The organism is Lactobacillus kitasatonis DSM 16761 = JCM 1039, from assembly GCF_000615285.1.
Classification (GTDB): domain Bacteria; phylum Bacillota; class Bacilli; order Lactobacillales; family Lactobacillaceae; genus Lactobacillus; species Lactobacillus kitasatonis.
The window spans coordinates 26,814-47,326 of record NZ_BALU01000004.1; the positions used below are offsets into that span (position 1 = coordinate 26,814).

At 37.5% G+C, this 20,513-nt stretch carries 33 protein-coding genes and 1 pseudogene; 2 read left to right on the forward strand and 32 right to left on the reverse strand.

Going from position 1 to position 20,513, the window contains the following annotated elements:
* Positions 1–16 precede the first annotated feature (16 nt).
* The 6 genes from JCM1039_RS03585 to JCM1039_RS03610 form a co-directional block, all read right to left on the reverse strand.
* The gene (locus JCM1039_RS03585; protein ID WP_025014694.1) at positions 17–952 is read right to left on the reverse strand and encodes an AAA family ATPase; all 936 of its coding nucleotides are present in this window, start codon (positions 950–952) and stop codon (positions 17–19) included.
* Between the two features lie 104 nt (positions 953–1,056).
* On the reverse strand, positions 1,057–1,734 hold the full coding sequence (locus JCM1039_RS03590; protein WP_025014695.1) for a 2,3-bisphosphoglycerate-dependent phosphoglycerate mutase: 678 nt from the start codon (positions 1,732–1,734) through the stop codon (positions 1,057–1,059).
* 4 nt (positions 1,735–1,738) lie between these two features.
* Positions 1,739–1,927, reverse strand: coding sequence for a DUF308 domain-containing protein (locus JCM1039_RS03595; RefSeq protein WP_013437161.1), 189 nt, complete (start codon positions 1,925–1,927; stop codon positions 1,739–1,741).
* Positions 1,928–1,935: 8 nt separating this feature from the next.
* Complete coding sequence (locus JCM1039_RS03600) at positions 1,936–2,835, reverse strand: cation diffusion facilitator family transporter (protein ID WP_025014696.1); 900 nt, start codon at positions 2,833–2,835, stop codon at positions 1,936–1,938.
* Positions 2,836–2,896: 61 nt separating this feature from the next.
* Positions 2,897–3,577 carry a histidine phosphatase family protein gene (locus JCM1039_RS03605; RefSeq protein WP_025014697.1) on the reverse strand — a complete coding sequence of 227 codons (681 nt, stop codon included), beginning with the start codon at positions 3,575–3,577 and terminating at the stop codon, positions 2,897–2,899.
* Between the two features lie 42 nt (positions 3,578–3,619).
* Positions 3,620–4,378 (reverse strand): sulfite exporter TauE/SafE family protein, encoded by a 759-nt coding sequence (locus JCM1039_RS03610; RefSeq protein ID WP_025014698.1) that lies wholly within the window; start codon positions 4,376–4,378, stop codon positions 3,620–3,622.
* A gap of 73 nt (positions 4,379–4,451) precedes the next feature.
* Between JCM1039_RS03610 and JCM1039_RS10575 the strand changes: the two are divergent.
* A pseudogene (locus JCM1039_RS10575) lies at positions 4,452–5,107 on the forward strand (HAD family hydrolase).
* Positions 5,108–5,146: 39 nt separating this feature from the next.
* The gene (locus tag JCM1039_RS03620; RefSeq protein ID WP_025014699.1) at positions 5,147–5,731 is read left to right on the forward strand and encodes a DJ-1 family glyoxalase III; all 585 of its coding nucleotides are present in this window, start codon (positions 5,147–5,149) and stop codon (positions 5,729–5,731) included.
* Positions 5,732–5,773: 42 nt separating this feature from the next.
* Here the strand turns inward: JCM1039_RS03620 and JCM1039_RS03625 are convergent, their stop codons facing one another.
* The 26 genes from JCM1039_RS03625 to rplX form a co-directional block, all read right to left on the reverse strand.
* The gene (locus JCM1039_RS03625; RefSeq protein ID WP_025014700.1) at positions 5,774–6,538 is read right to left on the reverse strand and encodes an ABC transporter permease; all 765 of its coding nucleotides are present in this window, start codon (positions 6,536–6,538) and stop codon (positions 5,774–5,776) included.
* Entirely contained in the window at positions 6,535–7,170 is a 636-nt protein-coding gene (locus JCM1039_RS03630; protein WP_025014701.1) for an ABC transporter ATP-binding protein, read from the reverse strand. The genes JCM1039_RS03625 and JCM1039_RS03630 overlap by 4 nt, the downstream gene beginning before the upstream one ends.
* Positions 7,171–7,328: 158 nt before the next feature.
* Entirely contained in the window at positions 7,329–7,724 is a 396-nt protein-coding gene (gene rpsI / locus JCM1039_RS03635) for a 30S ribosomal protein S9 (protein ID WP_025014702.1), read from the reverse strand.
* Between the two features lie 11 nt (positions 7,725–7,735).
* Positions 7,736–8,179: a 50S ribosomal protein L13 gene (gene rplM, locus JCM1039_RS03640; protein WP_013437152.1), complete on the reverse strand. Its 444-nt coding sequence runs from the start codon at positions 8,177–8,179 to the stop codon at positions 7,736–7,738.
* A 195-nt stretch (positions 8,180–8,374) separates the two neighbouring features.
* The gene (locus tag JCM1039_RS03645; RefSeq protein WP_025014703.1) at positions 8,375–8,893 is read right to left on the reverse strand and encodes a hypothetical protein; all 519 of its coding nucleotides are present in this window, start codon (positions 8,891–8,893) and stop codon (positions 8,375–8,377) included.
* A 39-nt stretch (positions 8,894–8,932) separates the two neighbouring features.
* Positions 8,933–9,727 carry a tRNA pseudouridine(38-40) synthase TruA gene (truA, locus tag JCM1039_RS03650; protein WP_025014704.1) on the reverse strand — a complete coding sequence of 265 codons (795 nt, stop codon included), beginning with the start codon at positions 9,725–9,727 and terminating at the stop codon, positions 8,933–8,935.
* A 2-nt stretch (positions 9,728–9,729) separates the two neighbouring features.
* A complete protein-coding gene (locus tag JCM1039_RS03655) occupies positions 9,730–10,527 on the reverse strand; it encodes an energy-coupling factor transporter transmembrane component T family protein (RefSeq protein WP_025014705.1) in 798 nt (265 codons plus the stop codon).
* Entirely contained in the window at positions 10,520–11,377 is an 858-nt protein-coding gene (locus tag JCM1039_RS03660; protein ID WP_025014706.1) for an energy-coupling factor transporter ATPase, read from the reverse strand. Before JCM1039_RS03660 ends, JCM1039_RS03655 begins: the two co-directional genes overlap by 8 nt.
* The gene (locus JCM1039_RS03665) at positions 11,353–12,204 is read right to left on the reverse strand and encodes an energy-coupling factor transporter ATPase (RefSeq protein ID WP_025014707.1); all 852 of its coding nucleotides are present in this window, start codon (positions 12,202–12,204) and stop codon (positions 11,353–11,355) included. Before JCM1039_RS03665 ends, JCM1039_RS03660 begins: the two co-directional genes overlap by 25 nt.
* A 178-nt stretch (positions 12,205–12,382) precedes the next feature.
* A complete protein-coding gene (rplQ, locus tag JCM1039_RS03670) occupies positions 12,383–12,766 on the reverse strand; it encodes a 50S ribosomal protein L17 (protein ID WP_013437146.1) in 384 nt (127 codons plus the stop codon).
* Positions 12,767–12,792: 26 nt separating this feature from the next.
* A complete protein-coding gene (locus JCM1039_RS03675; RefSeq protein ID WP_013437145.1) occupies positions 12,793–13,731 on the reverse strand; it encodes a DNA-directed RNA polymerase subunit alpha in 939 nt (312 codons plus the stop codon).
* Between the two features lie 48 nt (positions 13,732–13,779).
* Positions 13,780–14,169, reverse strand: a complete 390-nt coding sequence (gene rpsK, locus JCM1039_RS03680) for a 30S ribosomal protein S11 (RefSeq protein WP_003625817.1) — start codon at positions 14,167–14,169, stop codon at positions 13,780–13,782.
* Between the two features lie 24 nt (positions 14,170–14,193).
* Positions 14,194–14,544: a 30S ribosomal protein S13 gene (rpsM, locus tag JCM1039_RS03685; RefSeq protein ID WP_013437144.1), complete on the reverse strand. Its 351-nt coding sequence runs from the start codon at positions 14,542–14,544 to the stop codon at positions 14,194–14,196.
* A gap of 24 nt (positions 14,545–14,568) precedes the next feature.
* The gene (gene rpmJ, locus JCM1039_RS03690; protein WP_002878160.1) at positions 14,569–14,685 is read right to left on the reverse strand and encodes a 50S ribosomal protein L36; all 117 of its coding nucleotides are present in this window, start codon (positions 14,683–14,685) and stop codon (positions 14,569–14,571) included.
* Positions 14,686–14,701: 16 nt separating this feature from the next.
* On the reverse strand, positions 14,702–14,923 hold the full coding sequence (infA, locus tag JCM1039_RS03695; RefSeq protein WP_002878178.1) for a translation initiation factor IF-1: 222 nt from the start codon (positions 14,921–14,923) through the stop codon (positions 14,702–14,704).
* A 74-nt stretch (positions 14,924–14,997) separates the two neighbouring features.
* The gene (locus tag JCM1039_RS03700; protein WP_013641476.1) at positions 14,998–15,654 is read right to left on the reverse strand and encodes an adenylate kinase; all 657 of its coding nucleotides are present in this window, start codon (positions 15,652–15,654) and stop codon (positions 14,998–15,000) included.
* 11 nt (positions 15,655–15,665) lie between these two features.
* Positions 15,666–16,961 (reverse strand): preprotein translocase subunit SecY, encoded by a 1,296-nt coding sequence (secY, locus tag JCM1039_RS03705; protein ID WP_025014708.1) that lies wholly within the window; start codon positions 16,959–16,961, stop codon positions 15,666–15,668.
* Entirely contained in the window at positions 16,961–17,401 is a 441-nt protein-coding gene (gene rplO, locus JCM1039_RS03710; protein ID WP_013437141.1) for a 50S ribosomal protein L15, read from the reverse strand. Before rplO ends, secY begins: the two co-directional genes overlap by 1 nt.
* A 24-nt stretch (positions 17,402–17,425) precedes the next feature.
* Positions 17,426–17,611 carry a 50S ribosomal protein L30 gene (gene rpmD / locus JCM1039_RS03715; protein WP_003549042.1) on the reverse strand — a complete coding sequence of 62 codons (186 nt, stop codon included), beginning with the start codon at positions 17,609–17,611 and terminating at the stop codon, positions 17,426–17,428.
* A gap of 16 nt (positions 17,612–17,627) precedes the next feature.
* Positions 17,628–18,134 carry a 30S ribosomal protein S5 gene (gene rpsE, locus JCM1039_RS03720; protein ID WP_013437140.1) on the reverse strand — a complete coding sequence of 169 codons (507 nt, stop codon included), beginning with the start codon at positions 18,132–18,134 and terminating at the stop codon, positions 17,628–17,630.
* Between the two features lie 16 nt (positions 18,135–18,150).
* The gene (gene rplR, locus JCM1039_RS03725; protein WP_013437139.1) at positions 18,151–18,510 is read right to left on the reverse strand and encodes a 50S ribosomal protein L18; all 360 of its coding nucleotides are present in this window, start codon (positions 18,508–18,510) and stop codon (positions 18,151–18,153) included.
* Positions 18,511–18,536: 26 nt separating this feature from the next.
* Complete coding sequence (rplF, locus tag JCM1039_RS03730) at positions 18,537–19,067, reverse strand: 50S ribosomal protein L6 (protein ID WP_025014709.1); 531 nt, start codon at positions 19,065–19,067, stop codon at positions 18,537–18,539.
* Positions 19,068–19,091: 24 nt separating this feature from the next.
* Positions 19,092–19,490 (reverse strand): 30S ribosomal protein S8, encoded by a 399-nt coding sequence (gene rpsH, locus JCM1039_RS03735; protein ID WP_013437137.1) that lies wholly within the window; start codon positions 19,488–19,490, stop codon positions 19,092–19,094.
* A 24-nt stretch (positions 19,491–19,514) separates the two neighbouring features.
* On the reverse strand, positions 19,515–19,700 hold the full coding sequence (locus JCM1039_RS03740) for a type Z 30S ribosomal protein S14 (RefSeq protein WP_003549037.1): 186 nt from the start codon (positions 19,698–19,700) through the stop codon (positions 19,515–19,517).
* 12 nt (positions 19,701–19,712) lie between these two features.
* The gene (gene rplE / locus JCM1039_RS03745; protein ID WP_025014710.1) at positions 19,713–20,255 is read right to left on the reverse strand and encodes a 50S ribosomal protein L5; all 543 of its coding nucleotides are present in this window, start codon (positions 20,253–20,255) and stop codon (positions 19,713–19,715) included.
* 14 nt (positions 20,256–20,269) lie between these two features.
* Complete coding sequence (gene rplX, locus JCM1039_RS03750) at positions 20,270–20,503, reverse strand: 50S ribosomal protein L24 (protein WP_013437135.1); 234 nt, start codon at positions 20,501–20,503, stop codon at positions 20,270–20,272.
* Between the last annotated feature and the right edge of the window lie 10 nt (positions 20,504–20,513).

Sequence of the window (20,513 nt, forward strand, 5' to 3'; positions counted from 1 at the left end):
TCTTTTTTGCACTCTTTTACCAAATATGAAGCAAACGGGTTGCATCAAGTTTGCTTAAATTGAACTGGTGCACATGTTGCTTTGGATTTTCTGGAAATTCTTTAATAAAATCAGCAACGTTGTACAGTCCAGTTGAATATGTCCATACACCCTTCACTTTTCTAATTGGGTCAAGCATTTCATTTCTAATTGGATATGCCGAAATTAAGAAATGCTTGTGGTGAAACTTAAATACGAAGTATGGCAACTTGAATTGCTTTACTGCTTCATCTTCAGTTTTGGCAATTGAAACCACATTACGGTAGGTGCCATATTTTTCAGTAAACTTCTCATTAAATGAAAAGTAAAAGTTCGAGATATGCACATGTGGAAAATCTTCTTCGCTTACCTTATCTGGAACAGCGATTACGTGTGAATAACGATCAAGATTACTTTCCTTTTGTGACAGTGCATGATCCATTTGAGTTGGAACAATCTTATGTGCCCAACTTGGAACTTCTGGATGTGCTTCATATGCATGATACATTTGCTTAACTACTTCTGGCTTTACCCAATCGTAATGCATTCTGGTTTGATTACGCTTAAGTAAGTTCTCCAAAGTGTTGTGTTGCATCAAATCTACTACGAAACATTCATAGTGATACTTATCTACCCATGGCTTAAAATGCTCAATTGCACTAGGAACAATATGTGTTCCGTCGACAATTACAGTTTCCCCATGTTCCATCTTGTGTTCTACAAGGTGATCTACCATTTGCTCAGTACGCACAGTTACGTGCCGCGGAATCACTTGGTGTAATACATCCGCATCCTCTTGATAATAAACTGTTAGATCCGCCAATAATAACCGAATTTGATCACGACTGATCGCATAAGGCGTTAAGTGATGACGGGCAATAAAAGAAGACTTACCGGAGCCAGGTGCACCTCGCAATAAAAATAATTTACGCATGCAAAATACTCCAAACTAATATACTAGAAATCATATTAAATTCTACCATAGTTGCAAGCAAATCCTTATTCAGAGCATTAAAAAAATGCAGGTTATCTGCATTTTTAACGTAAAATCTTTTTATCAACGATATTTAATTGATCATCCATTGTGTAAACGATCGGTTCTGCGTTAGGCACCTCTAAGTTAACAATGTCATGATCATTGATATTTTCAAGTTTTTTAATTAAAGCACGAAGACTTGAACCATGGGCTACGATTAATTGGTCTTCACCGTTTAATAATCTTGAAGCAACATGATCATAGTAATATGGCATCAAACGTTTTTGAGTTTGGTGCAAGCTTTCAGCTCGTGGCATCAAATGCTGATCACATAATTTATAGCGGCGATCAATCATTGGTGAACCTTGAGCTGGTGGAACAGAGTCAAAACCTCTACGCCAGAGTAAAACTTGTTCTACACCAAATACTTTACGTGAAATATCCTTGTTAAGGCCACGTAGAGCCCCATAGTGACGTTCATTTAAGCGCCACGTTTTAGTGATCGGAAGCCATAACAAATGACACGTATCGGCAACAATATTGGCTGTCGTAATAGCACGCGACAAGACTGAAGTATGAATATGTGTTGGAGCAAAGTCTGAGATAGTATTAATTAATTCGCCTGCCTGCTTAGCCTGCTCCTCACCTTTGTGAGTTAATGGAACATCGTTCCATCCAGTATAAACATTTGCGGCATTGGCAACACTTTCGCCATGTCGAACTAATACTAATTTAGCCATTCTATTATCCTTTGTTAATCAAACATCTAATAATCATTACTATTCCACCGATGGTGAAGATTACACCCAAAATCATAAAAGCTCTAATTCCGCCTTTATTATTGGGTTGCTTACGTCGATTAAAGGCATATGACATGTCATATATACCCATAACCAGGACGATAATCGCTGTAAAAATATTGACTGAAAACATTTATCCACCTAATTTTCATTATTTCCGCGCCCCGGAACAATCATCTTATCATTGCGGCCACGTTCACATTCTGCTTGTAAAGTAATGTGATTAATGCCCAATTTTTCTTTTAACTTTTTACCAATTTTTTGATAAAGCTGTTCCAGTTCTCCGGCTTCTAGATTACGGTCAACGTTAATATGAGCGTCCATCATAATAAAATCATCACTATAGCGCCAAACATGGACATGGTGAACATTCTTTACTTCTGGGAATGACAACATAATTTTATTTACTTCGCTCAAATCGATGTTAGGATTTGATTCCATCAACACGTTGGCTGCCTTCATGGTGATTTCATATGCTTCATGCAAAACAAAGAATGATACCAAGATTGTCAAAACTGGGTCAAGCCAAATAACATTCCAGAAGTAAATGAAGATCGCACCAATTACAACGGCTACACTTGATAATGCATCACTAAGCATATGAATAAAAGTTGAACGAACATTCAAATTGCCTTTTGAATCTCTATGCATAGCAAACATTGAAATCAAGTTAGCAACAAGACCAATGATTGAGACGACCAGCATAATTCCGCCATGAATATGTTCTGGTTCCCAGAAACGTTGAATTGCTTCCACAAACAAAACTACACTGATGACGATCAGAATAACACCATTCGTAAAAGCGGCTAGTGTCTCCGCCCGTTCATAGCCGAATGTCTTGTGCTGATTACGACTGCGCCTACTAATCAAGTGAGCGACAAAAGATAGAATAATCGCACCTACATCACTTAAGTTGTGGACAGCATCCGAAAGCAAAGCTAACGAGCCCGAAAAAATACCACCTAAGAATTCGGCAATAGTAATAACAACATTTAACAGCGTAACAAATACATAACGCTTTGTTGTATGATCTTTATTCATGTAAATTTTCCTCTCGCTATCAGTGTACCAAAAAAGGCCCTACTTATGCAGTAGGACTTTCTTATAATTTTTCAGCATCGACATTATAGTCAACGATTTCAAATTGACCATCATCATGCAAAATTCCTCTAGTAACACTGCCGTTGTTTGGAAAAATAATGTCATGCTTACCATCGCTTTTATTCCAATACTTAATCGACAAGGTTTTAATAAAATCACCATGTGTAACTAGTAAAACTCTCTTTTCGTTCTTGGTAAGATCACCCAATACGTGAATACCACGAACCATTCTTTTATCGAGTTCTTCCGTATTTTCTGCTAAGTGACGTGGATCAGCTTTCTTAGTAGCTTCACGGAAATTGTGCAAACCAACTTGATTGATGATCTTTGTAACATCATCTTCATGACCGATTCCAGCTGCCATTGCTACTTGATCCCAAGTTTGGTTAATATCATCACCTTCGAAAGTTCCAAAGAAAACTTCACGAAATTCCGGCAACTTTTTAATTTTACCAATATCCGAGACCAAATTAGCGTCTTTCATTAAGTGAACGGTGTCAATTGCTCTTTTCAAATCTGATGAGTACATGTTGTCAAAGTGAACTTGGCTTAATGCATCTGCAGTTCTCTTTAAATCGTTAATTCCCTTCACAGTTAGTGGAGAATCACACCAGCCTTGAACTTTGTTCAGCTGGTTAAACATAGTCTCACCGTGGCGAACTAAATAAACTTCTGTTGCCATCTATTAACCCCTCCCTTTGCATTAATAAATATTGTATCAAACTTAGCCTAGGTATGCTGTATAAAAGAAGTAGGCTGATTGAACGAATGCCAAAGTTGCAATAAAAATTCTAACCGGCTTTTCAGGAACATGTCTTAAAATAGCTGGCCCAATATAACCACCAATGAACATTCCGATTGCTAGTGGAATTGCTTGAAGCCAATAAATGTGAGAAGTAAACATAAAGATTATTAAAGCAACTAAGTTAGCAAAGCCACTAATCACATTTTTAATTGCATTAATTACGATAAACTTCTCATTAGTAATGTAGGTTAAAATTACCAATATGATAACACCACCGGCAGCACCGAAATAACCAGTGTAAGCACCCATGATTAAAAGCGTGCCTAAGTAAACAATTCTTAACCAAGTAGGCTGCTTTTCCGTATTTAATGTATTATGCTTTTCCGAAACAAGAATCATAATTCCAGAAAACGCGATGAAAAACGGTACTGCTTTTTCAAAAACACTAGAAGGAAACGAAAGAAGCAACATGCATCCCACAATTGAGCCAAGCACGGTAAAAATCGTGAAAAACCATGTTTCCTTCCAATGTCCCTTTAATTCCTTGGTTGAAGAAATGGTTGAGCCAATACTCGTCCAAATTAAAGCGGCGTCATTAGTTACATTTGCATAAACTGGCGGAATCCCCACTGCAAGTAATACTGGATACGAAGCAAGCGAGGCCATTGAAGCAATGGATGATAATAAACCACCGCCAACCCCACCTAATAATAAGAAAATAGCTATCCAGATTGTCATTCTTAAATCCTTTCTAAAAATTATCGAGTTCATTATAATTCTTATAGAGATTAACGCAAAAAGAAGGTACTATATGTCAACATTTGAAACATTAATTTTCGTTCCCGAGGCAGTCTATTAAATCAAAAACTAGCCGAAAAGACTGCTTTGCGCCAAGCCTTAAAGCATTTTGGCCTCGATTGGGGACCAGCCGAACGCTTAAGGTACACTAGTCTGCAAAAACAATTTAAAACTTTATCTGATGACGAGCAAATCGATTTATCTTTAACCACTTTTTTGGATAAGGATATTAAGGAAACACGCCCTGTTTTTGACGACTTAATGAAAGAACAAACTAGGCTTGTCAAAGGTGCGCCTGATTTTCTAGATCAAATTAGTTCTTTGCGTTTAATTTTGCTTGCTAAAGAAACTAAAGCTCAAATTGAACCTCGCCTTACGCCATCTGAATTGCTTAGTTCGTTTGATTATACTTACTTTGCAGATGATTTTAAAGACAAATTACCTAGCAAAAATATCTTTTTCAAAATTCTCAAGGATCATCCCGAAATTGACCCTGATACTGTTTTAGTAATCGGTACCAACTTAGATGAGGAAATTCAAGGTGCAGAAAATGCTAACTTGAAGTCACTATGGTTGGCTCCTAAAAAAGATAAGATTCCTATTTCACCACATCCTACTTTGCATTTGAGTAAATTAACAGACCTCTCATTTTATTTAGACATTAATTAACTAGTATAATTAATATAGTGAAGAAAGGAAGGTTATATAATGACAAAAGTTGCTGTAATCTTTGCAGATGGCTGCGAAGAAGTTGAAGGCTTAAGCGTAGTTGACGTACTTCGTCGTTTAAATGTGCAATGTGACATGGTTGGCCTAACCAGTAAAAAGGTTGATGGCGACCACCACATCGAAATCACTTGTGACAAAGTTGTTGATGATAGCTTACTTGATTACGATTTAGTTGCATTCCCAGGCGGAATGACCGGTTCCGCAAACTTACGTGACAACGAAAAGTTGCGTGATTTGATGGTTAAGCGTCACAAAGAAGGTAAATGGGATGCTGCGATGTGTGCTGCACCTCGTGCCCTCGCACGTTATGGCGTGTTAGATGACGCTAACTTCACCTGCTACCCAGGTATTGAACAAGAATGCTTGAAATATCAACCAAATGCTCATTTTTCAGAAAGAATCACCGTTACTGACGATAAGCACAAGATTGTAACTAGCCGTGGTCCTGCTACTGCTTGGGCATTTGCTTTTGCAATCGTCGAAGCACTTGGCATTGATACTAAGGACTTGAAGAAAGGCATGCTTTACGATTACTTAGCTGACAATATTCAAGATAGTTTATAATTTCAAGCAAAAAGAGCAAATCTAGATGGACTTGCTCTTTTTTTATTTTTCAATTAATTGCATACGATCATTAAAGTAATTTTTATAGGCCAAGTAACCTGCTATCACTGCTCCCAGCCCTGTAGCAGATAGCAGCATGAATGTAACCATAATCTGATATTTGATCGCATATACAGGATCAACTCCGGCGAAAATCAATCCTGACATCATACCTGGCAAGTTAACTAAACCTACAGTTTTAGCCGAATCAATTGTTGGTTGCATCGCAGTTTTAATACTTCTGCGTAAAATTGGCATACTGGAATCTTTGATATCCGCTCCTAATGCCAATTTTTCTAAGATTTGTTGGCGTTGATCATGAAAACTTTCATTCAGTGTTTTATAACAGAGCCCAATTGCAACCATTTCATTACCAGCTATCATGCCTGTTATTGGAATGATTTGCATTGGCACTAATTTAATCGTCTTTGAAAGCATTAGCACGCCCAACGTAATATAAGTCCCAATCAGCAGCGCCACAAAAGATTGCCATAATTTTTTATCAGGATTAGGGTCTCTCTTATTGGCATTCCATGATGCATTAAAAATTATCAACAGGGTAATCACAATCGTGAGCCAAACATTGTTGATTTTAAAAATGTATTTCAGAATATAACCTACAATGGTTAACTGAATTATTGCACGGCCAACACTATAAAAAACATCCTTGGTTAATCCCAAGTGCTCTTTCATAGAGATTCCGACAGAAACCATAACTAATGCAACCGAGAGAAACAACGATAAATTGCTAACAGCTAAATCTTTCATTTTACTAATTTTCCTTCCGCCACTTTAATGATTTGACCAGCTTGATGAATTTCATCATTATCGTGAGTAACTTGAATAATAGTCGTGTTGTCTTTATGTACATTCTGAATTAAGCGATGCACAATTTCTTTACTATCATTGTCCAAACCCGTGGTAATTTCATCTAGTAAAAGCACTTCTGGTTTAAACAATAGATTACGAATCAAAGCTACCCTTTGCTTTTCCCCACCTGATAGCTCTGTAATATTTTTATTTAAGAAATCTGGCTTTAGGTCAACAGATTCTAGTACCTGCTCCATTTTACTTTGATCAGGGGGTTGCTTTCTAATTTTAAATGGAAACTCCAAATTGTCTTTAACAGTTTCTCCAAAAAGACTTGGCTGTTGAAAACAATATGATACTTGGCGCCGATAATTTGTTGGTGAGTATGTATTAATATTTTTATCTTTAAAATCAATTTCTCCAGAAGTTGGTGAAATTAAATTAGCCAATAACTTTAACAGCGTACTCTTCCCTCCACCAGAAGGACCAACAATTGTTAAAAAAGCCCCTGTTGCAATATCCAGTGAAAAATTTGAAATGATATCTTTATCTTTTACGCGATAACCAACATTTTTTAGTGACAGGATCATTTTGCACCTACTTTGAATAATCAAAACTGTTAGTTTAATTTTACATCTTTATCATTAATTAACTTTGTACTTTAGCAAAACTTAGAAATAATTTTAGGCACAAAAAAAGCATCCCTGGTTGGAATGCTTTTTTGATATATAAACGTAAAATCCACAGATTAACGCTTTGAGAATTGAGAAGCTTTACGGGCTTTCTTCAAACCTGGCTTCTTTCTTTCCTTCATTCTTGGGTCACGGGTTAAGAAACCTGCCTTCTTAAGTGGGCCACGGAAGTCTGGGTCAACTTCAAGAAGAGCACGTGCAACACCGAGACGGATAGCTCCAGCTTGGCCTGAGAAACCACCACCGTTAACATTAACGTGGACGTCGTATTGACCGTCAGTTTCAGTTAATGTTAAAGGTTGCTTCAAATCTTTAACCAAGTTAGGGAATGGAATGTATTGATCAACATCTTTACCGTTAACAGTGATCTTACCGTTACCTGGTACTAAACGAACACGCGCAACTGAATCCTTGCGGCGACCAGTACCTGTGTATGCAGCTTGTTGTGCCATTATTTAACCTCCTAGATTAACTTGTTAATATCTAACTTTTCAGGCTTTTGTGCTTCATGCTTGTGATCTTCACCAGCATAAACGTGCATCTTCATGAATTCTTGGTGACCAAGAGTATTCTTTGGAAGCATGCCCTTAACTGAGATTTCAACCATCTTTACTGGGTTATTAGCAAGCAACTCGCCGTATGAAGTAGCTTTTAAGCCACCGCGCCATTCTGAGTGGTGGTAGTAAATCTTGTCAGAAGCCTTTTTACCAGTCAACTTAATCTTTGATGCGTTGATAATAATAACATTATCACCGGTATCAACATTAGGTGTGTATTGAGGCTTGTTCTTACCTCTCAAAATAGTGGCTACAGCTGCAGAAAGACGACCAAGAGATACGTCAGTTGCATCAATAATGTACCACTTACGTTCGATTTCACTAGATTTTGCTAATGGTGTAGTACGCAATTTAAATTCCTCCGTTTATTTGCAGTTTGAAAACAATAAGTTTCCGGGGCCTATCGTGGACAAACATACTATATTAGAGTACGTCCTTTTTTGAAAAAAGTCAATTATAAATACCAGTCTTAAAGAATTTATTCTTGCATTTGTAGAGAAATAAAAAATCATATTTCAGTAAAAATACCAAAATATGATAATTCTTTATTTTGCCAGTCTAGCAAGCTTTTTTGTCTTATATGCATATGCAGCAGTATAAGGACCAGCACCAGTAGCAATACGTAATGCTTTTACCTTCTTGCCTTTAACTTTACGCGTAACAGGAATATAGTAGACTCCGTCTCCTGCTAAACTAACCCAATTATTGACATTGAAGCCCTTTTTATAATTGTAGCCAGCATAAATATTCTTAGTTTTCTCAATAAATTGATTACGTTTCTTCTCAGAAGCATTATAGACATGTTTCTCAAAATACTTTTGTGAAGGAACATATAGTTTATCTTTATCAACAGCATGGGCCGTAATTTTAACAGTATAAATCTTTTGGGTTCCCTTGCCATCACGATCAAGATAATACCAATTACCGCGCGTTGCTACAGGCGTGCTATAGGGATGCAAAATTCCGTCGGCAGCTTCTACCTTTTGTGGTCTTAAACCTAGTTGAAGAAGTCCTAAGAACACAAAGAATACAACCGAAAATAAGTAAACAAATCTCTTTTTCATTTTACTTACCTCCTAAAAAAGCACTTACATTTATTTTAATTATATCATTAATCCTTGGTCTTGACGATATTTTTGTGGAATTTCGTCATAAAATACATGATACAAATATAAGCCGCTTGCTTGTGCCGTCTGACGAACTTCTTGTCTATCTTTGGCTAAAATCACTCGTTTTAAATCATGAACTGGTCGACGATCATTGCCTATCTCTAGCAATGCAGCAACCATAATTCGGACCATATTATACAGAAAGCCTGAGCCAATGAAATCGAATATTATTTCATTTTCTTCTTCGTTTTTCCTGATATTGACATAATAAATAGTTCGAACCTTATCTTCTATTTGACCACCACTGGCTGCAAAACTGGTAAAGTCATGTGTCCCAAGTAAATCTTTAGCTGCCTCTTGCATCTTTTTAATATCAAGATGGTATTGAAAATGCCCTGTATAAAATCGTTTAAATGGGTTCACAAAATGGTCTAAACTAACGCGATATCGATACCATTTTCCCTTAATTGAATATCTGGCATGGAAATTTTCGTCCACTATTTGACAATCTGTAAAAACAATATCAGTTGGCATCATTGAATTTAAAGCTAAAATCATTCTGTGGACTGGAATCGTCTTTCCAGGATAGTCGAAGTGAATCACTTGCCCCACAGCATGTACTCCAGCATCTGTTCTACCAGATCCTTGAACAATAACTCGCTTACCCTTAGTCATCTTCTTAAGAGCATCTTCGATTGTTCCTTGGACCGTTCGCTGATCTGGCTGAAGTTGAAAGCCATGAAACAAATGACCATCATACGACATTGTCATTTTATATCTAGTTAACATAATTAGTGATTCCTAAAAATTAATAGTAACAATACTAATGCGATGAAATAGAATAATGAAATTAAATCATATTTTGACCAATTCAAAACTCTATATTTGGTTCGACCACTACTGCCACGATAGCCACGTGATTCCATAGCAGTCGATAAATCAATTGCGGTTTCTAGAGAGTGAATAAACAATGGCACCAATATTGGCGTAATTGCTTTTGCTCTTTTTACTAGACCACCATCATTGAAATCAGCCCCACGTGATCTTTGAGCATTCATTATCTTCAAAGTTTCATCAAACAATGTTGGGACAAAACGAAGAGCAATTGAAATTACTAGCGCAATTTTATCCACTGGCACTTTAAATATTTTTAATGGTTTTAGTAACCACTCCATCGCATCGGCGATTTCAAGTGGCATTGTAGTAACCGTCATGACCGTTGAAATCAAAATGATCAAAGTGAATCTAATAAAAGTATAGGCCGCATTAACCAACCCGTAACTAGAGATAGTAAAAATCCACCATTGCCAGTATGTTTTCCCACCGGTCATAAAGAATAATTGCAATAAAGACGTGAAAAAGATTAACCCAATTAACGGTTTAACCCCATCCCAGAACACTCTTACTTTTAACCTTGTTGCGAAAACCGCTGCTAAACAAAATACTGTGATAATAGCGTAAGTTATGGGATTATTTGCCAAAAAAATCACGAAAATAAATAGTATTGTAATCAATAATTTACCACGTGGATCAATTTTATAGACAAGAGAATTTCCCGGGATATATCGCCCAACAATTATTTTACTCATCAAACTCTCCCTTCAAATTCTCCTTGATTCCATCTACAAGTTGATCAAGCGTTAACGGATTCTGTGTAAAATTATAATTTGCTAATTCTGAAGCAAAACGACTAGGGGTTGGTTCCATTAGATAATGCTTTTCCAGCCAATTTTTATCTTTGAAAATATTCTCCGGTTTATCGTGTTTAATTAGCTGTCCATGTTCCATCACTAATACATCATCTGCAAATTCAGCAACATCATCCATATTATGCGTAACTAAAATTACAGTATGGCCAGCCTTTTGATAGTTCAAAAACAACTTCATCATTTCTTTACGAGACCGTGGATCAAGACCGGCAGCAGGCTCATCCAAGCACAGTACTTGAGGTTCATTTACCATTACCCCGGCAATAGCTACTCGTCTCATTTGCCCGCCTGAAAGCTCAAACGGAGATTTAGTTGCTATCTCTTCAGACAGTCCTACTTTGCTCAGCCATTTAAGGGCTTTGTTTTTTGCTTCTTTTTCTGTCGCACCAAAATTCTTAGGTCCAAATTCAATATCTTCTAACACAGTATTCTCAAATAATTGTGCTTCAGGAAATTGAAAAACTAGACTAACTCGTTTACGCAATTCTTTTAAATTTTTATTACTTGTTTGAGGAGTGATATGATATCCGGCAATATCTATTGAGCCTTTGCTTGGCTTCAGCAACGCATTAAAATGCTGCATAAGCGTAGATTTACCACTACCAGTATGTCCAATCAAAGCAATGAATTTATTGTCAGCTAATTCGAAAGAAACGTTATCTAGCCCCTTTTTTTCCATTGTTGTTCCTGGAGAATAAATATAATCTACTTTTTCGAATTTAATTGACATAAGTACTGTTTCAACTCATCTTTCGTTTGTACATCTTTTGGTATTGTAATGCCTAATTGATTTAATTTATATATCAATTTATCTACAAAAGGAATATCTAATCCAATTTGCCGCGGCATCTCTGTTTGACTGAAAATTTCTGTTGGCGATGCTTGTGCTAATATTTTTCCGTCATTTAGCACAATGACATTATCTGCCATATCAGCTTCATCGATATCATGCGTAATAGAGAGAATGGTTAATTTTTTTTCTGACATTAAGCGTTTAATTATCTTTAATATTTGGTCTCTACCGCTGGGGTCTAGCATTGACGTCGATTCATCCAAGATAATAATCTCTGGTTCAACAGCAAGAATACCTGCAATAGCTACTCTTTGCTTTTGACCACCAGATAGATTAGCAGGTTCAGCATCAATATAATCCAGCATTCCCACATCAGATAATACCTTTTTAACGGTCTGTACCATCTGGTCCCTAGGAACACCACGATTTTCTAATCCAAATGCTACATCGTCACCAACTGTAGCTCCAACAAATTGATTATCTGGATTTTGAAAAACTATACCAACTTTTTCTCTAATATCCCAAACATTTTCTGAATTTAGATTCATTCCGGAAACAGTAATTACACTGCCAGAATCCTTATCAGGTAAAAGTAAACCATTAATCAACTTGGAAATTGTGGATTTACCACTCCCATTATGGCCTATTAAAGCTGTCCATGAACCTTTTTTTACTTTAAAATTAATTTTCTTAAGGACAGGTGCTTTAGATTCTGGATATGTAAATGTCACATCTTTAAACTCAATAGCATTGCTAATTGTCATATTTCACTCTCCCTTCCAACTCACTTAATAGTAATTGTAACAGAAAAAAGGGTAAAAAAAATCACCCATGAAGAGGATGATTTTCATCATCTAAGCTAGACTAAGCTTGCGCCATCATCTTTACGCTTATTCTCACTTTCATGGATAATTCTTAATACGTATTAAGTTTTTGACTATTCTAGACTAATTCAAGAATAACCATTGGAGCAGCGTCACCTTTACGAGGAACAGCTAACTTCAAAATTCTAGTGTAACCACCATTACGGTCTTTGTAACGAGGTGCTACATCGCTGAAAAGCTTTTGCAATGCTGACTTAACAACTACAGTATCCTTTTCTTCGTGGATATCTGCAACTTCGTCACGTACAAATGCTGCAGCCTTTCTTCTTGAAGCTAAATCGCCGCGCTTACCTAAAGTGATCATCTTTTCGGCAGTTTTGCGAACTTCTTTAGCACGAGTTTCAGTAGTAACAATGCGTTCGTTCATGATTAATTGAGTAGTCATTTCTCTTAGCATTGCTTTTCTGTGAGCACTATCGCGACCTAATTTACGGTATGCCATGGGTTTGCCTCCTTTATTGCCTACTTTTAGTCTTCTTGACGAAGTGAAAGACCTAAGTCGGCTAATTTATTCTTAACTTCTTCCAATGATTTACGTCCTAAGTTACGTACACGCATCATATCTGATTCTGTCTTATCAGTTAACTCTTGAAGAGTGTTAATGCCCGCACGTTTCAGGCAGTTGTATGAACGAACAGAAAGGTCAAGCTCTTCAATTGTCATTTCAAGCTTCTTTTCCTTCTTATCGTCTTCCTTTTCCACCATTACTTCGCTGAATTGAGTATTTGCATCAGCTGATTCAAATACCTTGAAGTGTTCAACTAAGATCTTAGCAGCAAAACTAAGGGCGTCATTAGGCTTGATTGAACCGTCAGTCCAAATCTCAAAAGTGAGCTTGTCGAAATCGTCTCTCTTACCAACACGAGTTGATTCAACTTGGTAGTTAACCTTTTTAATTGGTGAGAATAATGAATCAACAGGAATTACTCCGATTGGCATGTCATCACTCTTATTGTCACTTGCAGTTACATATCCTCTACCATTCTTTACGGCGAGTTCCATATGTAAATGTCCACCTTCAGCAATGGTACAAATATATTGATCTGGATTCAAGACTTGAACGTCTGCATCAACTTTAAGATCATCAGCAGTTACTGTGGCAGGACCTTCAACGTCTAATTCAATAACCTTTTGTTCATCTGAAAGAGACTTTAATTCAAGTTTCTTCAAGTTCAGAATAATTTTGGTTACATCTTCTCTGACGCCAGGAACTGTTGAGAACTCGTGTAAAACGCCATCAATTTGCACATAAACAAGTCCAGTACCCGGAATAGAAGTAAGTAAAACTCTTCTTAAAGAATTACCTAAAGTAGTACCAAAGCCTCGCTCAAGTGGTTCAACAACAAACTTACCGTAAGAATCTTCTTGTTCAACAACGGTAATATTTGGTTTTTCAAATTCAATCATTACTGGGCCCCTTTCAAAACGTAACGTCCTATATCATCCAGGACAAAATTAAACACGACGACGTTTTGGTGGTCTGGAACCATTGTGGGGAACTGGCGTAACGTCACGAATTGCAGTAATTTCAAGACCAGTTGCTTGAAGTGATCTAATAGCAGATTCACGACCAGCACCAGGACCTTTAACTGAAACTTCTACATGTTTCATACCTTGGTCCATTGCACTCTTAGCTGCAGCTTCAGCTGCCATTTGAGCTGCAAATGGAGTAGACTTACGACTACCCTTAAAGCCCAATGCACCAGCTGAAGACCAAGCAACTGCATTACCTTGAACGTCAGTAATCATGACTAAAGTATTATTAAACGTTGAGTGAATGTGTGCAACACCGCTTTCAACATGCTTCTTCACACGACGCTTACGTGCTGTTTTCTTTGCAGGCATCAATAAACCTCCTTATAAATAAAATTAACGGTTTCTCTTAGTACCCTTACGAGTACGAGCATTGTTCTTGGTATTTTGGCCACGAACTGGAAGTCCACGGCGGTGACGAATACCACGATAAGAACCAATATCAACTAAGCGCTTAATGTTCATGCTTACTTCACGACGCAAGTCACCTTCAACACGGTACTTGTCAACTTCAGCACGAAGCTTTTCTTGATCTTCTGGAGTTAAATCCTTTGAACGAACGTCTTCAGATACACCAGCATCAGCACAAATCTTCTTAGCAGTTGTGTCACCAATACCGTAAATGTAAGTTAAGGCAACAACAATTCGCTTATCTCTTGGTAAGTCAACACCAGCAATACGAGCCATAAACTACACCTCCTCTTTTTTCTATTAACCTTGACGTTGCTTATGCTTTGGATTTGCTGGGCAAATTACCATAACACGGCCATGTCTTTTAATAACTTTACAATGTTCACACATTGGTTTAACAGATGGTCTAACCTTCATGTTTCCCTCCGTTATATTATTTTATAAATCGATACGTAATTCTACCTTTAGTTAAATCGTATGGAGACAATTCAACAGTCACACGGTCTCCTGGCAAAATACGAATGTAGTGCATTCTGATTTTACCGGAAACGTGTGCTAAAATAGTAGCTCCATTTTCCAATTCAACTTTAAACATAGCATTAGGTAAGGTATCAACTACCTTACCTTCTACTTCAATGACATCATCTTTTGCCAAAGTTGTTCCTCCGCAATTAATACAGTCATACTTTGAAATTATAACACGGATAAAAAATTATACAAATTTTTCTTTTATTGATTATTACTCAATACCGCATCAATGTCTTCAAAGACTTTTTCTGGAGTTTGTTCACCATTAATTACAGTAAGCAAACCTTTCTTTTGATAAAAGTCTTTCAAAGGAGCATTCATCTTTTCGTTAACTTCAAGACGATTCTTAACTACTTCTGGCTTATCGTCTTCACGTTGGTAGAATTCGTGTCCACCACAACGATCACAAGTACCTTCAACTTTAGGTTGCTTAGAAATCTTGTTGTAAGTAGCACCACAATTCTTACACATGTATCTTGCTGATAAACGCTTGATCAAAGTATCTTCGTCAACTTCAAGCGCGATGACATTTGTTAAAGGCTTGTTCAAACGTTTAGTAATGCCTTCAAGAAGTTCTGCTTGTACAGTAGTTCTTGGAAAACCGTCTAAGATGAAACCTTCTTTAATATCAGGTTGACCTAAACGTTCTTCCACTAATCTAGCAGTAACTTCATCTGGTACCAAATTGCCTTTGTCGATGTAGCTTTTAGCTTCAAGACCAACCTTGGTCTTGTTAGCCATTGCTTCCCTAAACATATCTCCAGTTGAGATATGAGTTAAGTGATATTTGTCAACGATCCTCTCTGATGCTGTACCCTTACCAGCACCTGGTAAGCCTAAAAGAATTAAGTTAATCATTTTTTCCGTTCCTATCTGATGAATCCAACATATTCTCTCTTCATTAACAAACCGTTAATTTGACGAGATAACTCAAGAACAACCCCAATTACAATTAAAAGACTTGTTCCTCCTAAACCAATGGAACTTGGGAGATTCCAGAAGTTTGTGGCCAATTGAGGCAATAGAGCAACTAAACCTAAAAATACTGAACCTACAGTTGATAATTTAATCAACATCTTTGAAATATAATTCTGGGTATCTTTTCCTGGCCAAACACTAGGAATGTAAGCACCTTGCTTTTGTAAGTTTTCTGCCAGCTTCTCAGGGTTAACCTGTACGAAAGCGTAGAAGAATGTAAATAAGATAATCAATAAGGTGTAGATGATAACCCCAGGAGTAGTTTGTAAACTAAAGATCTGGTTCATTACTTTAAACCATTGTTGATCGCCTTGGGTTCTTTGAAAGGCCATTAAAATTGTTGCCGGTGTAATGATAAATGAACTGGCGAAAATAACTGGAATAACTCCAGATACATTAACTTTTAATGGTAGAAAACTTTCAGAACCACTAATCGTCGCTCTTCTTGTGTATTGAATAGGAATGCGACGATCAGCTTGTTCAACCCATGTAACTAACTGAGTAACTACAAGGATTGAAACTATAACCGCGATGAAGAACAAAATACCTTTCCAACGATCACTGGAACTATTGTTAATAATTGATTCTTTGTAGATTTGCCATAAACCACTTGGTAATCTTGCAATGATACCAGCAAAAATAATTACTGATACACCATTACCAAGACCTTTATCGGTGATTTCATCACCCAACCATGTTAATAACATGGTACCAGCGGTCATGATAATAGCAATTTCTACATAAGTTTGAGGGGTTTGGTTTTTAACCAATCCCATTTGAGTCAAGGCATTGAAACCTAACGTAATACCAATACTTTGAACAAAAGCAACAACTAATGCTAAATATCTTGTTACTTGATTAGTTTTACGACGACCTACTTCACCTTGTTTTCCCCATTCTACCAATGTCGGTACAATATCCATCTGTAACAGCTGGATTACAATTTGTGCCGTGATGTACGGGGAAACACCCAAAGAAAATATTGAATAGTTATCTAGCCCACCACCAGATACAGTATCTAGCATTGGAACTAATCCAGTTTGAGCAACCTGTGTGATCGCCTTTGCATTAACACCTGGAACAGTGATATTAGCACCGATCCGGTAGATTAATAGAATAAAAAGAGTGAAATAAATTTTATTTCTAATTTCTTTATCCTTAAAGGCGTTCTTCAAGGTCGAAAACATTAGATCACCTCAACAGTTCCGCCAGCGGCTTCAACTGCTTTCTTAGCAGCTGCGGAAACTTTATTAACCTTTACAGTTAACTTAACTTTTAATTCTCCGTTACCAAGTAACTTAACGCCTGATAATTCTTTCTTTACCAAGCCGTTTTCCTTAAGAGTTTCAACAGTTACTTCACTGCCATCTTTGAACTTATTTAAGTCATCTAAATTTACGATTGCGTATTCTTTACGGTTGATGTTCTTAAAACCACGCTTTGGCATAGTTCTGAACAATGGCATCTGACCACCTTCAAAACCTAAACGTGTGTGACCGCCTTGACGAGCCAATTGACCCTTTTGACCACGGCCAGAAGTCTTACCGTAACCACTTGAAGTACCACGACCGACACGTTTTCTATCACGACGTGAGCCTTCAGCAGAATGTAATTCATGAAGCTTCATTAAATTGGGCACCTCCTTGATATCCTATTTATTAATCTCTTCAACAGAGATTAAGTGAGCAATTTTCAATAATGCACCACGAGTAGCAGCGTTGTCTGGAAGAACAACAGTACTATCTACTCTACCCAAGCCAAGAGCTTTAACAATCTTTCTTTGTTCAGGTAGACGGTGAGCAGCACTTCTAATTAAAGTAATCTTTAAATCAGTCATCTATGATCTCCCTAATCTAAGCTCTTTCAGGTTGACGAAGTTTTTCTACTTCTTCACTAGTTCTAAGCTTCTTCAAACCATCGATAGTTGCACGAACAACGTTGATTGGAGTATTAGAACCAAGTGATTTTGAAGTTACATCTGAGATACCAGCCATATCCATAACGATACGTACGGCACCACCAGCAGCAACACCAGAACCAGCTTCGGCAGGCTTCAATAAAATGTTACCTGAACCGTAGTGACCAATAACTTCATGAGGAATAGTAGTACCAACTTTAGGTACATTGATCATTTTCTTCTTACCGTCTTCTACAGCCTTACGGATTGCTTCTGGGACTTCTTGAGCTTTACCAGTACCAAAACCTACACGGCCTTTCTTGTCGCCAACAACAACAAGAGCAGCAAATCTCATGCGACGGCCACCTTTAACAACCTTAGTAATACGGTTGACAGCGACTAATTGATCTTCGATATCGTCTTTATTTCTACGATTGTTACGAGAATCATTGCGGTTTGCCATGTGTTAATCTCCTTTCCTAGAATTCTAATCCGTTTTCACGAGCAGCATCAGCTAATGCTTGAACACGGCCGTGGTATAAGTAACCACTTCTATCAAATACAACGGCAGAAATGTTCTTTGCCTTAGCAGCTTCAGCAATTGCCTTACCTACAGCAGCAGCTTGTTCTACCTTAGTTGCATCTTCTGATACATTTTCATCCAAAGTTGAGGCACTTGCAAGCGTAACACCCGCTACGTCATCAATTAATTGAGCGTAGATGTTTTTATTTGAACGAAAAATGCTTAAGCGTGGGCGCTCAGCAGTACCAGAAATCTTACTACGAATACGTTTACGACGCTTTAAGCGTAACTTGTTTTTATCTGGTTTAGAAATCACAATTTCACCTCAAAATAAACTACTTATTACTTACCTGTCTTACCTTCCTTACGACGTACGTATTCGTCAACGTAACGAATACCTTTACCCTTGTAAGGTTCTGGTGGACGTACGGCGCGGATTTCAGCTGCAAATTGACCAACATCTTGCTTTGATATACCTTCAACTTCTACATCAGTTGCTGAAGTTGCCTTTACAGATACACCTTCTGGTGCAGTCAATACAACTGGGTGTGAGTAACCAACATTCAAAGTAATCTTGTTGCCTTGTGCTTGTGCACGGTAACCAACACCGATTAACTTCAAAGTCTTCTTGTAACCATCAACTACACCTTCGATCATTGAAGCTAAGTTAGCTCTTTCAGTACCGTGAAGTGCTTTATCGTTTTCACTTGAACGTGAGAAGTTGATCTTACCATCTTTTTGTTCAAAAGTGATCTTTGGATCGAAGTATCTAGTTAATTCACCTTTAGGACCCTTAACAGTAATGTTGTCGCCTTCTTTGGTAACAGTAACACTGTCAGGGACTTCAATAGTCTTTAAACCGATTCGGCTCATTGATTGTTCTCCTTTCTGTCAGTATTACCAAATGTAGGCAATTACTTCGCCGCCAACGTTCTTTTGTCTTGCTTCCTTGTCGGTAATAACACCAGCAGAAGTAGAAACGATGGCAATGCCCAAACCATTAAGAACTTTAGGTAAGTCTTCAGCGCTTACGTAGTTTCTAAGACCTGGCTTAGAAATACGCTTCAAACCTGAAATGACACGTTCTCCATTTGGACCGTATTTCAAGAATACCTTGATAACGCCTTGCTTGTTGTCATCTGCAACTTCGTAATCACGGATGAAACCTTCGCGCTTCAAAATTTCTGAAATAGACTTTTTAATATTTGATGCAGGAATTTCAACTGAATCGTGCTTTGCCATGTTGGCATTTCTGATTCTAGTCAAGTAATCTGCGATTGGATCTGTCATGACCATTTAAGCTATCCTCCTAACCGTATCCTACCAACTAGCCTTTTTAAGACCAGGGATTTGACCCTTGTGTGCTAATTCCTTTAAGCAAATACGGCATAAACCGAATTTACGGTATACGGAGTGTGGACGACCACATCTCTCGCAACGTGTATATTCACGTGAAGAGAACTTAGCAGGACGACGATTTCTGATTTTTTGTGATGTTTTAGCCATTAATGTCCTCCACTATCTTGCAAACGGCATACCAAATTGAGTCAAAAGTTCACGAGCTTCTTCGTCAGTGTTGGCAGTAGTTACGATAACAATGTCTAAACCTCTAGTGCGGTTAACTTTATCAAAATCGATTTCTGGGAAAATCAATTGTTCCTTGATACCCAAAGTGTAGTTACCACGACCATCAAATGAACGAGTTGATACACCACGAAAGTCACGAACACGTGGAAGAGAAACATTGATCAACTTGTATAAGAAGTCGTACATTCTATCGCCTCTAAGAGTAGTCTTAGCACCGATAGACATACCTTCACGTAAACGGAAGTTAGCGATTGACTTCTTAGCCTTAGTGATTAATGGCTTTTGGCCTGAAATCAAAGTTAATTCTTCAACTGCTTCGTCCAAGTTCTTGGCGTTTGAAACAGCGTCACCAACACCCATGTTTAAAACGATCTTGTCAATCTTAGGAATTTGCATTGATGAAGTGTAGTTGAACTTTTCTTCCAATGCAGAAGCTACTTTTTCTTTGTATTCTTCAGCTAAATAACTTGCCATTTGTGTCCTCCCTTCTACTTATCTTCTTTTTTACTAATTACTTTAACGTTTGATGCGTGAATTGAACCTTCTGATTCAACTACACCACCATTAGCGTTAACTTGTGAAGGCTTTTGGTGCTTCTTAATCTTGTTAACGCCCTTAACAACTACGCGGTTCTTCTTAACGTTAACAGAAAGAACAGTACCTTCTTTACCTTTATCTTTTCCGGCAATAACTTTTACCTTGTCACCAGTTTTAACGAACATCAGTGCACCT

Coding starts and splice junctions, on each gene's coding strand:
- JCM1039_RS03585 (WP_025014694.1), bottom strand. CDS start 952: ATGCGTAAATTATTTTTATTGCGAGGTGCACCTGGCTCCGGTAAGTCT.
- JCM1039_RS03590 (WP_025014695.1), bottom strand. CDS start 1,734: ATGGCTAAATTAGTATTAGTTCGACATGGCGAAAGTGTTGCCAATGCC.
- JCM1039_RS03595 (WP_013437161.1), bottom strand. CDS start 1,927: ATGTTTTCAGTCAATATTTTTACAGCGATTATCGTCCTGGTTATGGGT.
- JCM1039_RS03600 (WP_025014696.1), bottom strand. CDS start 2,835: ATGAATAAAGATCATACAACAAAGCGTTATGTATTTGTTACGCTGTTA.
- JCM1039_RS03605 (WP_025014697.1), bottom strand. CDS start 3,577: ATGGCAACAGAAGTTTATTTAGTTCGCCACGGTGAGACTATGTTTAAC.
- JCM1039_RS03610 (WP_025014698.1), bottom strand. CDS start 4,378: ATGACAATCTGGATAGCTATTTTCTTATTATTAGGTGGGGTTGGCGGT.
- JCM1039_RS03620 (WP_025014699.1), top strand. CDS start 5,147: ATGACAAAAGTTGCTGTAATCTTTGCAGATGGCTGCGAAGAAGTTGAA.
- JCM1039_RS03625 (WP_025014700.1), bottom strand. CDS start 6,538: ATGAAAGATTTAGCTGTTAGCAATTTATCGTTGTTTCTCTCGGTTGCA.
- JCM1039_RS03630 (WP_025014701.1), bottom strand. CDS start 7,170: ATGATCCTGTCACTAAAAAATGTTGGTTATCGCGTAAAAGATAAAGAT.
- rpsI (WP_025014702.1), bottom strand. CDS start 7,724: ATGGCACAACAAGCTGCATACACAGGTACTGGTCGCCGCAAGGATTCA.
- JCM1039_RS03645 (WP_025014703.1), bottom strand. CDS start 8,893: ATGAAAAAGAGATTTGTTTACTTATTTTCGGTTGTATTCTTTGTGTTC.
- truA (WP_025014704.1), bottom strand. CDS start 9,727: ATGTTAACTAGATATAAAATGACAATGTCGTATGATGGTCATTTGTTT.
- JCM1039_RS03655 (WP_025014705.1), bottom strand. CDS start 10,527: ATGAGTAAAATAATTGTTGGGCGATATATCCCGGGAAATTCTCTTGTC.
- JCM1039_RS03660 (WP_025014706.1), bottom strand. CDS start 11,377: ATGTCAATTAAATTCGAAAAAGTAGATTATATTTATTCTCCAGGAACA.
- JCM1039_RS03665 (WP_025014707.1), bottom strand. CDS start 12,204: ATGACAATTAGCAATGCTATTGAGTTTAAAGATGTGACATTTACATAT.
- rplQ (WP_013437146.1), bottom strand. CDS start 12,766: ATGGCATACCGTAAATTAGGTCGCGATAGTGCTCACAGAAAAGCAATG.
- JCM1039_RS03675 (WP_013437145.1), bottom strand. CDS start 13,731: ATGATTGAATTTGAAAAACCAAATATTACCGTTGTTGAACAAGAAGAT.
- rpsK (WP_003625817.1), bottom strand. CDS start 14,169: ATGCCTGCAAAGAAAACAGCACGTAAGCGTCGTGTGAAGAAGCATGTT.
- rpsM (WP_013437144.1), bottom strand. CDS start 14,544: ATGGCTCGTATTGCTGGTGTTGACTTACCAAGAGATAAGCGAATTGTT.
- rpmJ (WP_002878160.1), bottom strand. CDS start 14,685: ATGAAGGTTAGACCATCTGTTAAACCAATGTGTGAACATTGTAAAGTT.
- JCM1039_RS03700 (WP_013641476.1), bottom strand. CDS start 15,654: ATGATTAACTTAATTCTTTTAGGCTTACCAGGTGCTGGTAAGGGTACA.
- secY (WP_025014708.1), bottom strand. CDS start 16,961: ATGTTTTCGACCTTGAAGAACGCCTTTAAGGATAAAGAAATTAGAAAT.
- rplO (WP_013437141.1), bottom strand. CDS start 17,401: ATGAAGCTTCATGAATTACATTCTGCTGAAGGCTCACGTCGTGATAGA.
- rpmD (WP_003549042.1), bottom strand. CDS start 17,611: ATGACTGATTTAAAGATTACTTTAATTAGAAGTGCTGCTCACCGTCTA.
- rpsE (WP_013437140.1), bottom strand. CDS start 18,134: ATGGCAAACCGCAATGATTCTCGTAACAATCGTAGAAATAAAGACGAT.
- rplF (WP_025014709.1), bottom strand. CDS start 19,067: ATGAGCCGAATCGGTTTAAAGACTATTGAAGTCCCTGACAGTGTTACT.
- rpsH (WP_013437137.1), bottom strand. CDS start 19,490: ATGGTCATGACAGATCCAATCGCAGATTACTTGACTAGAATCAGAAAT.
- JCM1039_RS03740 (WP_003549037.1), bottom strand. CDS start 19,700: ATGGCTAAAACATCACAAAAAATCAGAAATCGTCGTCCTGCTAAGTTC.
- rplE (WP_025014710.1), bottom strand. CDS start 20,255: ATGGCAAGTTATTTAGCTGAAGAATACAAAGAAAAAGTAGCTTCTGCA.
- rplX (WP_013437135.1), bottom strand. CDS start 20,503: ATGTTCGTTAAAACTGGTGACAAGGTAAAAGTTATTGCCGGAAAAGAT.